The sequence below is a fragment of the Blautia sp. KLE_1732_HM_1032 genome, assembly GCF_025147905.1.
In the GTDB taxonomy this organism is placed as follows: domain Bacteria; phylum Bacillota; class Clostridia; order Lachnospirales; family Lachnospiraceae; genus Blautia_A; species Blautia_A fusiformis.
Genome location: NZ_CP102266.1, coordinates 2326312 through 2339444, shown reverse-complemented (window position 1 = coordinate 2339444; position 13133 = coordinate 2326312). Strand labels below are relative to the sequence as shown.

The window sequence follows — 13133 nt, the reverse complement described above, 5'->3', positions numbered from 1 at the left end:
AAATTAAATCATTGGAGGTTATTATGAAAAAAATAGAAGAATATGTAAGAAGTATCCCGGACTTTCCAGAGCCAGGGATTATTTTCCGTGACGTTACCAGCGTCCTTCAGGATGCGGATGGATTACAGCTTGCCATTGATTCTATGCAGGATTGTCTGGAGGGTGAGGAGTTCGATGTGATCACAGGTCTTGAATCCAGAGGCTTTATCTTTGGTATGCCGATCGCATATAATCTTCACAAACCCTTTGTTCTGGTCCGCAAAGCAGGAAAACTTCCATGTGAGACCGTTTCCAGAACCTATGAGCTGGAGTATGGAAGTGCAACTATCGAGATGCATAAGGATTCCATCAAGCCGGGACAGAAGGTTGTTATTGTGGATGACCTGATCGCTACGGGCGGAAGCGTGGAAGCAGCCATCAAGCTTGTGGAGGAGCTTGGCGGCGAGGTTGTCAAGGTGGTTTTCCTTATGGAGCTTGCAGGTCTGAAGGGACGTGAGCGTCTCAAAGGTTATAATGTGGCATCTGTGATCTGTTACGACGGAAAATGATTTTTTGTCGGTGGAAGGGGATGTGAACTGTTGTAGTCATACGGCAGTATGAAATTGTGCACAGGCAGGTGGGATTTAATGGCAGAGACAAAAAACACGGAAAAACAAAACATTGAGATACAGAAGGAAGAAGAAAAAAGAGAGTCTGTCCGGAAGGCAGATGCGGCGGTGAAATCCATGCATGATTTTACAAGCCCTGAGGTTCTTTATCAGGAGCTGATAAAAAGTGTGAAGAAATATCATCCGTCTACAGATATTTCCATGATTGAAAAGGCCTATAAAGTGGCCAGTGAGGCACATAAGGATCAGAAACGTAAATCCGGTGAACCTTATATCATTCATCCTCTTTGTGTTGCGATCATCCTTGCGGATCTTGAGCTGGATAAGGAGACCATAGTGGCAGGTCTTCTTCATGATGCGGTAGAAGATACTTGGATGACGTATGAAGAAGTAGAAAAGGAATTTGGTTCTGAAGTAGCGCTTCTGGTAGATGGTGTTACCAAGCTGGGACAGCTGTCCTATTCCAAGGACAAGGTAGAGGTTCAGGCTGAGAATTTAAGAAAGATGTTCCTTGCAATGGCTAAGGATATCCGCGTTATCCTGATCAAGCTTGCGGACCGTCTTCATAATATGCGTACCCTGCAGTATATGAGACCAGAGAAACAGCAGGAGAAAGCAAGAGAAACCATGGATATCTATGCTCCCATCGCGATGCGGCTTGGTATTTCCAAGATCAAGGTGGAACTAGATGATCTTTCTCTTAAGTATCTGAAGCCGGATGTTTACTATGATTTGGTAGAAAAGGTTGCTCTTCGCAAAAGTGCCCGTGAGGAATTTGTTAATTCTATCGTGAAACAGGTAAAGCAGCATATGGAGGATGCCAATATCAGGGCACAGGTGGATGGCCGCGTGAAGCATTTCTTCAGCATCTATAAGAAGATGGTCAATCAGGATAAAACCATTGATCAGATTTATGACCTGTTTGCTGTACGCATCATTGTAGATACTGTGAAGGACTGTTATGCAGCTCTTGGTGTTATCCATGAGATGTACAAGCCGATCCCCGGCAGATTTAAAGATTATATCGCAATGCCGAAGGCCAATATGTATCAGTCTCTGCATACAACGCTTATTGGTCCTAACGGACAGCCTTTCGAAATCCAGATCCGTACATTTGAAATGCATAAAACTGCAGAATACGGTATTGCAGCTCATTGGAAATATAAGGAAACTTCCGATGGTAAGAAACCTGGAAAGAGTGAGGAAGAGAAGCTGAACTGGCTGCGCCAGATCCTGGAGTGGCAGCGCGACATGTCCGATAACCGGGAGTTCATGAGTCTTCTGAAAAATGATCTGGATCTTTTTGCGGACAGTGTTTACTGTTTCACTCCCCAGGGAGATGTAAAAACACTTCCCAATGGTTCCACACCTATTGATTTTGCATACAGCGTGCACAGTGCAGTAGGAAACAAGATGGTAGGTGCCAGGGTCAATGGCAAACTTGTTCCTATTGAATATAAGATCAAAAACGGTGATCGTATTGAGATCATAACATCCCAAAATTCTCAGGGCCCCAGCCGTGACTGGCTGAAGATCGTAAAGAGCACACAGGCTAAGAATAAGATCAACCAGTGGTTTAAGAAAGAACTGAAGGAAGATAATATCCTGAAGGGTAAGGACATGCTGAATCAGTATGCCAAGACCAAGGGCTTTAAACCAGGCATATATACCAAGCCACAGTATATGGAATCGGTAATGCATAAATATGGTTTCCGAGACTGGGATTCTGTATTGGCAGCGATCGGACATGGCGGCCTGAAAGAAGGTCAGGTGTTTAACAAGCTGGTAGAAGCCTATGAGAGGGAGCATAAGAAGAATCTTACAGATGAACAGGTCCTGGAGGCAGCTTCCGAATCACAGGAGAAGCTTCACATTGCCAAGAGTAAGAGTGGCATTGTAGTAAAAGGCATTCATGATGTGGCAGTTCGTTTTTCCAAATGCTGTAGTCCGATCCCAGGAGATGAGATCGTAGGCTTTGTAACAAGAGGAAGAGGGATCACCATTCATCGTACAGACTGTGTGAATGTGCTCAACATGCCTGAGATTGACCGGAAACGTCTCATTGAAGCAGAGTGGCAGATGCCGGACAGAGCGGATTCCGAGAAATACGAAGCGGAGATCCAGGTTTATGCAAATAACCGTACCGGACTTCTGGTGGATATTTCCAAGATCTTTACAGAGAGGAAGATCGATCTTCGTTCCATTAACAGCCGTACCAACAAGCAGGAACGCGCCACGATTTCCATGTCCTTTAATGTATGCAGCAAACAGGAACTGAATTCTCTGATCGAAAAGATCCGTCAGGTTGAAAGTGTTCTTGATGTAGAGCGAACAACGGGCTGACCCGATAAACGGAGGAATTTTTATGAGTAAACTTGAAATGCAGCAGTGTGTGCTGGGCCAGGTGTTTACCAACTGCTATTTTCTGAAAAATAAAGAGACCGGAGAACTGCTGATCGTAGACCCGGGAGACTATGCAGAAAAAGTTTTTCAGAAAGTATCTCTTATGCAGGGAAAACCGGTGGGGATCCTTCTGACACATGGTCATTTTGATCACATCATGGCTGTAAAGGAAGTGAAGGAAAAATATCAGATCCCGGTTTATGCATGCATGCAGGAAGAAGTGATGCTGGCAGAGCCCACGATAAATATGACTGCTGTTTATGGAAGTGCCTGTTCAATTAAGCCGGATGTTCTTCTGGATGACGGGCAGATTTTCGAAGCGGCAGGATTTTCCATCCAGATGTTCCACACACCGGGACATACCAAAGGAAGCTGCTGCTATTATATCAAAGACGAAGGTGTGCTTTTCAGCGGAGATACATTGTTTTGCGGCTCTGTAGGAAGAACTGATTTTCCTGGCGGAAGTTCTGCTGAGATCGTAAGAAGCCTTCACAAGCTTGTGGATACTTTGCCGGAGGATACAGAAGTATTTCCGGGGCATGACGCATCCACAACCATTGGTTATGAAAAGAGGTATAATCCATTTGTATAAGATTGGCATTTTGTTTCAGAACAGAGATTTTGAGCATGATGTGTATGAACTGATCAAAGCGTTTTATCCCGGAAATGAGATCGTTTCTCTTTATGAAGAGGATGATGCGGATTATGATATCCGCTTCCGGGTCTCACGTGATGAAGAAGGTTATACCATCAGTTACAACAACGGAATAGAGAAAAAAACAGCTCATGGGGCTGTGATAGAAGGGCAATCCAGTGGAGAAGCTTCGGATGCCCTTATTTCTTGCAATGATGCCCATGATATCCGCAGAAAAAATAAAGACGCGATCAAATACGCTCTGTATCAGATGCTTTCCAAAACTACAGGAAAGACACTTCCCTGGGGAAATCTTACAGGCATCCGTCCTGTGAAAATGGCTATGGGAATGCTGGAGTCCGGAATGAAAAATACGGAGATCGCCAGATATATGAGAGATCAGTATCTGGTAAGTCCGGAGAAAACAGCTCTTGCAGTTACCATCGCAAATCGTGAGCGGGATATCCTGAAAAACATTGATTATGAAAACGGTTACAGCCTTTATGTTGGCATTCCTTTCTGTCCGAGTATCTGTCTGTACTGTTCATTCAGTTCCTATCCGCTGGAGAGATGGCGTAAATATGTGGAGGCGTATCTGGACGCGCTGGTAAAGGAAATCCGGGCTGTTTCCGGGATGATGAAAAACCGGAAGTTGGATACGGTCTATATCGGTGGGGGAACACCTACCACACTGGAGCCGGATCAGCTTCGGAGACTTCTTGGCGCGATCACGGAATATTTTCCTTGTGAGGAGCTGGAAGAATTTACGGTTGAGGCAGGAAGACCGGACAGTATAACCTTGGAAAAGCTTCAGGCGATCCGGGAGTTTCCGGTTACCAGGATTTCTGTAAATCCACAGACCATGAATCAGGAAACCCTGGATATCATTGGCAGACGTCATACAGTAGAACAGACAAAGAATGCGTTTCATCTGGCAAGAAAAGCCGGATTCGACAATATCAATATGGATCTGATCGTGGGTCTTCCCGGCGAAGATATCACAAAAGTGCAGCATACACTGGACGAGGTAAAAGCTCTCGGGCCGGACAGCCTGACCGTGCATTCTCTTGCTGTGAAGCGTGCGGCAAGACTGAATATTTTCCGTGATAAATACCAGGAGATGACCTTTGAAAACAATCAGGAGATCATGAATCTGACTATGAAAACGGCCTACGAGATGGGAATGGGTCCTTATTATCTGTACAGACAGAAGAATATGAAGGGGAATTTTGAGAACGTCGGGTATTCTGAGGTTGACAAAGCAGGGATTTACAATATACTGATTATGGAGGAAAAGCAGCCGATCATCGCACTGGGTGCAGGTGGTTCCTCCAAGCTTGTGTTTGATCACGGACAGCGCATTGAGCGTGTGGAGAATGTGAAGGATGTTGTCAATTATATCACACGCATCGATGAAATGATCGAGAGAAAACGCGAGGGCATTGCAAAATGGCTGTAGACGGAAAGGAGAGACGGATCCTTGAAAAGCGTACAGAAGATAAGTGAAACTACGCAGGACCGGATTCTGGAAATGGATCTTTCCGCAGAGCTGAAGCATGGGGTTGTTGTCAGTAACCTTGCCTATGATGTGGCAAAGGAGCTTGGTCTTGGTGAGAAAGAATGTTATCAGCTGGCTATTGCCGGAATGCTCCATGATATAGGCAAGCTGAAACTGGAAGGATACATTAATGGCCAAGAGCAGAATCCGATGGTCATTGAAGAACTGAAATATGTTCGCATGCACTCCACATTAGGTTACGAGATCCTGAAAGACCAGGGATATTCCGATTATGTTCTGGAAAGTATTCTTTATCATCATGAGAATTTTGACGGCAGCGGTTATCCCAGCAACAGAAGCGGAAAGGATATCCCTATGGGTGCAAGGATCCTGAGAGTATGTGATGTATATGCGGCTTTGAGTATGGACAGACCATATCGGAAAGCTCTGGAAAATGATGAAGTTTTAAGACTGATGATCGATGAGATTAAAAACTTTGACATGCAGGTGTTTCTTGCATTTCAGAGGGTGATTCATAAAGGAGGAAACTATGGCATTAAAAAAGAAACCGGTTACAGGAATGAAGGACATTTTACCGAAGGAAATGGCAATCCGTAACTATGTGATGAATATGATCAGAGAGACGTACGGAACCTTTGGTTTTTCCGCAATTGAAACTCCCTGTGTAGAACATATTGAGAATCTCTGCAGCAAGCAGGGCGGTGAAAATGAAAAGCTGATCTTCAAGATCATGAAGAGAGGCGAGAAACTGAAACTGGATACTGCAAAAACAGAGAATGATCTGACAGATTCCGGACTTCGCTATGACCTGACCGTACCGCTTTCCAGATATTACTCCAATAATGCAAACGAGCTTCCGGCTCCGTTTAAGGCACTTCAGATGGGAAATGTATGGAGAGCTGACCGTCCGCAGAGAGGTCGTTTCCGTCAGTTTATGCAGTGTGATATCGATATCCTGGGTGAGCCGACCTATCTTGCTGAGATCGAGCTTGTACTTGCAACTACAACGCTTCTTGGAAAACTGGATTTTCAGAACTTTACGATCCGTATCAATGACAGAAGGATCCTGAAGGCAATGGCTCAGTACAGCGGATTCCCGGCAGAGAGCTTTGATACTGTCTTTATTATTCTTGACAAGATGGATAAGATCGGCATCGAGGGAGTTGCAGAGGAGCTTGAGAAAGAGGGCTTTGAGAAAGAGAGCATTGACACTTATCTTGGACTTTTCCGTGAGATCACCAACGATGTTGAGGGCGTCCGTTATATTAAAGAAAAACTTTCTGATGTTCTGGAAACAGGTATTGCAGAGGATCTTGAAACGATCATCAACACTGTAGAATCTGTAAAAACAGCAGACTTCAAAATGTCCTTTGACCCTACACTGGTACGTGGAATGTCCTATTACACAGGTCCGATCTTTGAGATTTCCATGGATGAGTTCGGCGGAAGCGTCGGTGGAGGCGGACGTTACGATGAGATGATCGGTAAATTTACAGGAAATAATACCTGTGCTTGTGGTTTCTCCATTGGATTTGAGAGAATCGTTATGCTGCTTCTTGAGAGAGGCTATGAGATTCCAACCAAGAATGGCAAGAAAGCATATCTGATCGAGAAGAACATGCCGGCAGACAAGCTTCTGAACATCCTGAAACAGGCAACTGAGGAAAGAAGTGCAGGTACACAGATCAATATCTCTATCATGAAAAAGAACAAAAAATTCCAGAAAGACCAGCTGGCAGCAGATGGTTATACAGAGTATGTAGAATTTTTCAACAGAGACTGAAACTGCCCGTCTGAAAACGGAGATAGCAGAGTAAATTAAAATGACTATGAAAAAAATAGTCAGAGGAGGATAAAGAGATGGCTGAAAGCATGCAGGGACTGCACAGAACTTGCCGATGTGCAGAAGTGACCACAGAGATGGTCGGAAAAGAAGTAACATTAATGGGATGGGTGGCAAAAGCCAGAAATAAAGGAGGTCTTGTATTTGTGGATCTTCGTGACCGTTCCGGGATCATGCAGCTGATTTTTGAGAATGGCAGCATTGACGAGGAAGGCTTTACAAAAGCAGGTAAACTGCGTAGTGAGTTTGTTATTGCTGTAACCGGTACCGTAGAGAAACGTGGAGGAGCAGTAAACGAGAATCTTGCAACTGGCGAGATCGAGCTTCGTGTAAAATCCCTCCGTGTTCTTGCTGAGGCAGATGTTCCTCCATTCCCGATCGAGGAGAATAGCAAGACAAAAGATGAGATCCGACTTAAATATCGTTATCTTGATTTAAGAAGACCGGATCTTCAGAGAAATATCATGATGAAGAGCAAGGTTGCCCAGCTTACAAGACAGTTCTTTACAGAAGAGGGATTTCTTGAGATTGAGACACCGATGCTTGGAAAGAGTACTCCTGAGGGAGCCAGAGACTATCTGGTACCATCACGTGTTCATCCGGGAAGCTTCTATGGCCTTCCACAGTCTCCGCAGCTGTACAAGCAGCTTCTGATGTGCTCTGGATTTGATCGTTATATCCAGATCGCAAGATGCTTCCGTGATGAGGATCTTCGTGCTGACCGTCAGCCGGAGTTCACACAGATCGATATGGAGCTTTCCTTTGTTGATGTAGACGATGTTATCGATGTTAACGAGAGATATCTTGCATTCCTGTTCAAAGAAGTTCTGGATATCGATGTAAAACTCCCGATCCAGAGAATTACCTGGCAGGAAGCTATGGATCGTTTTGGTTCCGACAAGCCGGATATGCGTTTCGGTATGGAACTTCATGATGTCAGTGATATCGTAAAAGACTGCGGATTTGGTGTGTTCACAGGTGCGCTTGAGAACGGCGGAAGTGTTCGTGGTATCAATGCAGAAGGTCAGGGCGCAATGCCGAGAAAGAAGATCGATAAGCTTGTTGAGTTCGTAAAAGGTTATGGTGCAAAAGGTCTTGCATATATTGCCATTGCAGAGGACGGAACCAGAAAGTCTTCTTTCGCCAAGTTTATGACAGATGAAGAGATGGATGCTCTTGTAAAAGCTATGGACGGCAAGCCAGGAGATCTTCTTCTTTTTGCAGCAGATAAGACAAAATTGGTATACGATGTACTGGGAGCACTCCGTCTTGAGCTTGCAAAACAGATGGATCTTTTAGATAAAAATGAGTATCGTTTCGTATGGGTAACAGAGTTCCCGCTTCTTGAGTGGAGCGAGGAGGAGAACCGTTTTACAGCAATGCACCATCCGTTCACCATGCTTATGGAGGAGGATCTTCCGCTTCTTGACACAGATCCGGGAAAGGTTCGTGCAAAAGCATACGACATCGTTCTTAACGGAAATGAGATCGGCGGCGGCAGCGTGCGTATCCATCAGGATGATATTCAGGAAAGAATGTTTGAGGCACTTGGCTTCACAAAAGAAGCTGCACATGAGCAGTTCGGATTCCTTCTGGATGCCTTCAAATATGGAGTTCCGCCACACGCAGGACTTGCATATGGCCTTGACAGACTTGTTATGCTTATGGCAAAGGCAGATACGATCCGTGATGTTATTGCATTCCCGAAGGTTAAGGATGCCTCCTGTCTGATGACTCAGTCTCCTAGCCAGGTAAGTGAGGCACAGCTTCATGAGCTGGGACTTGACCTTGAGCCGCAGAAAGAAGAGGAAGAATAAAAGATCATGCAGCCGACAATCTATACATTTCTGATCGTTTGTCCACTTGTATTTCTTGCCGGATTTGTAGATGCTGTAGCAGGCGGGGGAGGACTGATCTCCCTGCCTGCTTATCTTTTGGCCGGAGTTCCTGTACATAATGCTGTTGCCACCAACAAGCTGTCATCAGCAACAGGAACATTGATCTCAACTGTCCGTCTGTGCAAAAATAAATTTGTGGACTGGATCCTGGTGCTTCCATGTATTCCAATGGCACTCCTGGGATCTTCCATAGGAGCTCACCTTGCGCTTATAGCCAGTGATAAGCTCCTGCGTTATATGCTGATCCCGGTTCTTCCGGTGGTTGCTTTTTATGTGCTGCGCAAGAAAAATATGGATGAGAAGGGTGGCGAGATCGCCAGAAAAAAACAGATCCTGCTCTGTGCCGTATGCTCTCTTGCTGTAGGATGCTACGATGGATTTTATGGACCAGGAACAGGAACTTTTCTCCTGCTTTTGTTTACAGGATTGGGAAAAATGAGTGTGGCAAAAGCTTCCGGTACCATGAAGGTTACCAACCTCTCTTCTAATGTAGCGGCTCTTGTTGTATTTCTGCTCAGCGGAAAGATTGTGATCATGCTTGGAATTGCAGCGTCAGTGTTCTCGATCGCAGGACATTATACCGGTGCAGGTATGGTTATGAAAAACGGAAGCCGGATCATACGGCCTATTATTCTTATAGTCCTTGCATTGCTTTTTATAAAGATCATATCCGGAATATAAAAAAGAAGAATATAAAAAACCCGTGAAGATCACGCTTTCCTGTCAGAGAAAGCAGATATTCACGGGTTTTCTAGCTTTTATTCTTTATTCGTTATCTTCGGTAGAATCTTCAGGAACCGGTGAAGCGGTAAGAGTTCCGAAGATGGCATTGCCTAGTTCGGTACCTGCATTCTCAAGCTTCCAGGATGCACCATCGTTTGTGAGATGGAAGGTAGCAGTGGCAGTTATGGTTGCCTGATTATTCCTGATACTGTCCAGAAGCAGTTCATGTGATTTGTTGTAACGCTTCTGGGAACCGTCGATCACTGCATCAGCAGAAGCCAGATAAGTATTCAATTCTTTTTCGTACTGTGTAAGAATGGAATTACTGTCAAATGTGGTAAGCTCTGCGTCCACTTCAGCAAGATATCCGGAAACAGAGGTGCTTGATATTTTGTAGTTAAAACAGGAGTGAAACTGTTCCATAAGGGCAGAGGCAATGGCGTTTTTTGCCGAATCTGAAGTGTTCAGAATGGAATCCAGCCCTAAATAATTAGCCATCTGCTTTACATCCATTTCCTGAAGCGTTTTCAGATAGACGGTAAGCGTTTCGGCAGGCGGCACAAGATCAGGATCGGACAGATAGGTGATAAGGCCACCGACCAGATCATTTTCGAGAGAGGAACTGTGCGTAATCTCCCAGTCAGGTTCTGAAGAAGATCCAAGATTGTTTAGTTGGATGGAAGTATTGCGTTCTACAGAACTGTACGTGTTATTCTTGAGAAGCTTGTACAGGAGCAGATAACGCTGCTCCAGGGAATTTCCGTTATCATTTTCTTTACCGGAGGCGGTTTCCAGTATTTCTTCCTGAAGGCTTGCAGAAACAAAATCACTGGCAAGAGCTTCAGCATCCAGAGTAGTAAGCTTAAGCTGCGCAGAAGCATTTTTTTCGTCGCTATCAACGGATATATCCAGGATTTTGTAATCGAAATTCTGAAAGAAGAGAGAAAATACTTCTTTTATGTCAGCAGAAAGCTTTGTGCTGTCATCAGAATCCGGAAACAGTTCCTGATAGGATATGTACTGCATGGTTGTTTCAGAGTCCAGATTTTTAAGAAGATCCAGATCTTTTTTGATCGCCTTCTCCGCATGAGCTTTGGCCGACTGGGAGCAGCTACATAAAAAAACTGAGAGAAGAATGATCATCAAGAAAGCCAGCAGATGTTTCACTGTCTTCATATTGTTCTTTCCTTTCAAAAAAGTTATATTACAACATTTTAGCAGATAAAGTACCGAAAGTCAAAATATCGCAAAAATGGAGAAAAAGGAGACTTTTTTATGAAAAATCTGTGAAATCTGCATCGTTTTCTTCAGGGACTTTTCTTTTTAGAGTGAATCTGCTATGATGTTTGAAGCAACAGATAGTTTCAGTACGATGCTGAGAAAAGGGGACAGATATGAAAAAACGTATTTTGATCGCACTTGGAGTCCTTGTACTTGCAGCCGGTATCGGAGCCGGTGGATGGTATTATTATACACATCATGCAGGGTCCGCAGGAGGCAGCGATATTGTATATGTAACAAAGATAAGCAAGCTTTCGGAAATGGATTCCGGAGTGGAAAACCGATATGCAGGTGTTGTGGAACCGCAGGAAACGGTTCAGGTAAAGATCGAAAGCGGCCGAAAGGTAAAAGAAGTTCAGGTAAAGACCGGTCAGGAAGTCAAGAAAGGGCAGCTTCTTTTTCAGTATGATCTTGGAAGTATCCAGCAAAGTCTTCAGGAAGCACAGCTGGCCTTGGACCGCCTGAAAAACGAACAGTTAAGTATATCTGATCAGATCACCACACTGGAAGCTGAGAAAAAGAAAGCTACAGCAGATAATCAGCTTTCCTATACAATAGAGATCGAAACACAGAAAATGAATCTCAAGAAGAATGAATATGATCAGAAAAGCAAACAGGCAGAGATCGATAAGCTTTCCCAGGCAACGCAGAATACCGAGGTGCGCAGTGAGATCGATGGAGTGATCCAGAAGATCGATACCTCCAAGATGGGCGGTGATGATTCTGAGGGCGTGGAGGATACGCTGACAGAAGGCACGACGGATTCCACAGATTCCAGTTCCGGAAACAGCTCCGGCAATGCATTTATCACGATCCTGAGTACAGGTGCTTATCGTGTAAAGGGAACGGTAAATGAAATAAACCGTGATTCGATCATAGAGGGAACTCCTGTGATCATTCGTTCCAGGGTGGATTCTTCAAAAACCTGGAAGGGCACCATGGGCTCTGTTGACCTGGATAATTCTACCAGCAACAGCAGTTCGGATATGGCAATGTTCGGAATGTCCAGTGCCAGTGATGATCAGACATCATCCAGTACCTATCCGTTTTATGTGAATCTGGATTCATCTGAGGGTCTGATGCTGGGGCAGCATGTGTATATTGAACCGGACGAAGGACAGGATGAGAAGAAGTCCGGTATCTGGCTGAACGATTATTTTATCGTGGATGCGGATACAGACAGCCCATATGTCTGGATCGCAAACGGTCAGAACAAGCTGGAGAAGAGAGATGTCATATTAGGACAGTATGATGAAGATCTTGGGGAATATGAGATCGCAGACGGACTTTCTGAAAAAGATAAGATCGCATTTCCGACAGATGAGCTGAAAGAAGGTATGTCTGTCACAGAAGGTACTGCAGATCAGACTACAGCGGCGATGTGGGATGATTCCGAGGATGATGAAAGTATTGATGATTCTGCGTACACGGAAAGTGATGGCTCAGAGCCTGAAATGATCGAAGATGGAGCGATCGACAGTGACATGATGGATGCGACAGACGATATTTCTTCGGGAGATGACCTTGTTCCGATGGAAGGAGCGCCGACAGAATGATTTTGGATTTAAAAGGAATATATAAGGATTATCAACAGGGGAAAATGACGGTACCTGTATTGAAAGATGTAGATTTTTCCATGGAGGAGGGAGAATATGTGGCGATCATGGGACCTTCTGGTTCCGGAAAGACTACACTGATGAATATTATCGGATGCCTGGACAAACCTACCAAGGGAACTTTTCTCCTGAATGGAGAAGATATTGCCAAATGTACAGAGAATGAGATGTCAGATATCCGTCTGAAAACGATCGGATTTGTATTTCAGAGCTTTCATCTCCTTCCAAGGCAGAGTGCGCTGACAAATGTGGAACTGCCGCTGAATTATGCAAGGGTTCCCAAAAAGGAGCGCCGGGAACGTGCACGAAAAGCTCTGGAGCGTGTAGGCCTTGCCGACAGGGTGGATTTTAAGCCCAACCAGCTTTCCGGAGGACAGATGCAGAGAGTGGCTATTGCAAGAGCGATCGTAAACAATCCCAAGCTTTTGCTTGCAGATGAGCCTACCGGGGCACTGGATACGAAATCGGGAGCACAGGTTATGGAACTGTTTCAGAAGCTGAACGATGAGGGAGTTTCTGTGCTGATGATCACACATGACCCGGAGATCGCGGCACATGCCAAACGGGTTGTTATGATCCGTGACGGTGAGCTGCAGGAAAAGAGGTGA

11 protein-coding genes are annotated in these 13133 nt (G+C 44.8%); 10 read left to right on the top strand and 1 reads right to left on the bottom strand.

Features of this window, described 5'->3' with window-relative positions; translation table 11 throughout:
* Nucleotides 1-23 precede the first annotated feature (23 nt).
* The 8 genes from NQ489_RS11205 to NQ489_RS11170 all read left to right on the top strand — a co-directional run bounded on the left by NQ489_RS11205 (nt 24) and on the right by NQ489_RS11170 (nt 9586).
* Nucleotides 24-548, top strand: a complete 525-nt coding sequence (locus NQ489_RS11205) for an adenine phosphoribosyltransferase (protein WP_021650378.1) — start codon at nt 24-26, stop codon at nt 546-548.
* Nucleotides 549-626: 78 nt separating this feature from the next.
* Nucleotides 627-2951, top strand: coding sequence for a RelA/SpoT family protein (locus NQ489_RS11200; RefSeq protein WP_015524639.1), 2325 nt, complete (start codon nt 627-629; stop codon nt 2949-2951).
* A gap of 22 nt (nt 2952-2973) precedes the next feature.
* Nucleotides 2974-3603, top strand: a complete 630-nt coding sequence (locus NQ489_RS11195; protein ID WP_021650380.1) for an MBL fold metallo-hydrolase — start codon at nt 2974-2976, stop codon at nt 3601-3603.
* Nucleotides 3575-5104, top strand: a complete 1530-nt coding sequence (gene hemZ, locus NQ489_RS11190; RefSeq protein ID WP_021650381.1) for a coproporphyrinogen dehydrogenase HemZ — start codon at nt 3575-3577, stop codon at nt 5102-5104. Before NQ489_RS11195 ends, hemZ begins: the two co-directional genes overlap by 29 nt.
* 21 nt (nt 5105-5125) lie before the next feature.
* On the top strand, nt 5126-5761 hold the full coding sequence (locus tag NQ489_RS11185; RefSeq protein WP_021650382.1) for an HD-GYP domain-containing protein: 636 nt from the start codon (nt 5126-5128) through the stop codon (nt 5759-5761).
* On the top strand, nt 5694-6947 hold the full coding sequence (gene hisS / locus NQ489_RS11180; protein ID WP_044960670.1) for a histidine--tRNA ligase: 1254 nt from the start codon (nt 5694-5696) through the stop codon (nt 6945-6947). Before NQ489_RS11185 ends, hisS begins: the two co-directional genes overlap by 68 nt.
* A gap of 77 nt (nt 6948-7024) precedes the next feature.
* Complete coding sequence (gene aspS, locus NQ489_RS11175) at nt 7025-8824, top strand: aspartate--tRNA ligase (RefSeq protein ID WP_015524642.1); 1800 nt, start codon at nt 7025-7027, stop codon at nt 8822-8824.
* Between the two features lie 6 nt (nt 8825-8830).
* Complete coding sequence (locus NQ489_RS11170) at nt 8831-9586, top strand: sulfite exporter TauE/SafE family protein (protein WP_021650384.1); 756 nt, start codon at nt 8831-8833, stop codon at nt 9584-9586.
* Nucleotides 9587-9670: 84 nt separating this feature from the next.
* Here NQ489_RS11170 and NQ489_RS11165 read toward each other — a convergent pair whose 3' ends face one another.
* Nucleotides 9671-10804 (bottom strand): hypothetical protein, encoded by a 1134-nt coding sequence (locus tag NQ489_RS11165; RefSeq protein ID WP_021650385.1) that lies wholly within the window; start codon nt 10802-10804, stop codon nt 9671-9673.
* Nucleotides 10805-11022: 218 nt separating this feature from the next.
* Between NQ489_RS11165 and NQ489_RS11160 the strand changes: the two genes are divergently transcribed.
* Nucleotides 11023-12465, top strand: coding sequence for an efflux RND transporter periplasmic adaptor subunit (locus tag NQ489_RS11160; RefSeq protein ID WP_021650386.1), 1443 nt, complete (start codon nt 11023-11025; stop codon nt 12463-12465).
* On the top strand, nt 12462-13133 hold the full coding sequence (locus tag NQ489_RS11155) for an ABC transporter ATP-binding protein (protein WP_015524653.1): 672 nt from the start codon (nt 12462-12464) through the stop codon (nt 13131-13133). The genes NQ489_RS11160 and NQ489_RS11155 overlap by 4 nt, the downstream gene beginning before the upstream one ends.

Excerpts from the sequence above, each read along its gene's own strand:
- NQ489_RS11165 (WP_021650385.1), bottom strand. The coding sequence starts at position 10,804 with ATGAAGACAGTGAAACATCTGCTGGCTTTCTTGATGATCATTCTTCTC.
- NQ489_RS11160 (WP_021650386.1), top strand. The coding sequence starts at position 11,023 with ATGAAAAAACGTATTTTGATCGCACTTGGAGTCCTTGTACTTGCAGCC.
- NQ489_RS11155 (WP_015524653.1), top strand. The coding sequence starts at position 12,462 with ATGATTTTGGATTTAAAAGGAATATATAAGGATTATCAACAGGGGAAA.
- hisS (WP_044960670.1), top strand. The coding sequence starts at position 5,694 with ATGGCATTAAAAAAGAAACCGGTTACAGGAATGAAGGACATTTTACCG.
- NQ489_RS11195 (WP_021650380.1), top strand. The coding sequence starts at position 2,974 with ATGAGTAAACTTGAAATGCAGCAGTGTGTGCTGGGCCAGGTGTTTACC.
- NQ489_RS11170 (WP_021650384.1), top strand. The coding sequence starts at position 8,831 with ATGCAGCCGACAATCTATACATTTCTGATCGTTTGTCCACTTGTATTT.
- NQ489_RS11205 (WP_021650378.1), top strand. The coding sequence starts at position 24 with ATGAAAAAAATAGAAGAATATGTAAGAAGTATCCCGGACTTTCCAGAG.
- hemZ (WP_021650381.1), top strand. The coding sequence starts at position 3,575 with ATGAAAAGAGGTATAATCCATTTGTATAAGATTGGCATTTTGTTTCAG.
- NQ489_RS11200 (WP_015524639.1), top strand. The coding sequence starts at position 627 with ATGGCAGAGACAAAAAACACGGAAAAACAAAACATTGAGATACAGAAG.
- aspS (WP_015524642.1), top strand. The coding sequence starts at position 7,025 with ATGGCTGAAAGCATGCAGGGACTGCACAGAACTTGCCGATGTGCAGAA.